We start from the raw sequence: 570 nt of genomic DNA, 5'->3' as shown, positions 1-570 counted from the left end.
GGGCGGGTCCTGCAAGAAGGGGATCGGGGAAGAAAAGCGGAAAACGGGAGAGCGGCGGTGCCGCCTCAGCGGACGACCTGCAGTTGCTGCCAGCCGGTCCATTCGGCGCCCGGGGCGAGCTCCACGGGCACATGCACGCAGGCGGATTCCACGCACAGCATGTGGCGGTAGCCGTCCGGCGGCATGTCGGGCAGCTTGGCGCAGAGCGCTGCGCCGGGGTTCCAGACGACGTTCTCGGCGAACCCGCCCTGGGTGACCGACAGCACGCCCAGCCCGGTCTCCACGCGCAGCGGCGCGCCGGGCGCATCGAACACGCGGTCGAACTCGCCGTCGAACGTCAGGGGGCCCTCCTGCACGCCGCGGCGGTCGGTCGCGGCGTCCCAGCGGGCGCAGCCATCGAGGCCGTCCACCCGCGCCGCGGCGATGTCCGCCACCCGCAGGTAGCTGTGGAGCGCGCCGGTGAACGACCAGGGCGCATCGCCCCGGTTGCGCAGCGTGAGCGCGATCCGCAGCGTGTCTTCCGCCAGTTCCACCTCCAGGCGCGCGGCGAAGGCGTGCGGCCAGAGCGCG

The 570-nt window shown here is 73.3% G+C and carries 1 protein-coding gene; it reads right to left on the bottom strand.

The annotated features are described in order from the left end of the window. Positions 1-65: 65 nt before the first annotated feature. Positions 66-570, bottom strand: a 505-nt coding sequence (locus FJV41_RS49795; protein ID WP_220137989.1) for an aldose epimerase family protein, incomplete at its 5' end; no start/stop codon positions are given.

The organism is Myxococcus llanfairpwllgwyngyllgogerychwyrndrobwllllantysiliogogogochensis, assembly GCF_006636215.1.
Lineage (GTDB): Bacteria > Myxococcota > Myxococcia > Myxococcales > Myxococcaceae > Myxococcus > Myxococcus llanfairpwllgwyngyllgogerychwyrndrobwllllantysiliogogogochensis.
Note: the sequence above shows the minus strand (reverse complement) of the source record. Positions and strands in the feature narration are given on the sequence as shown.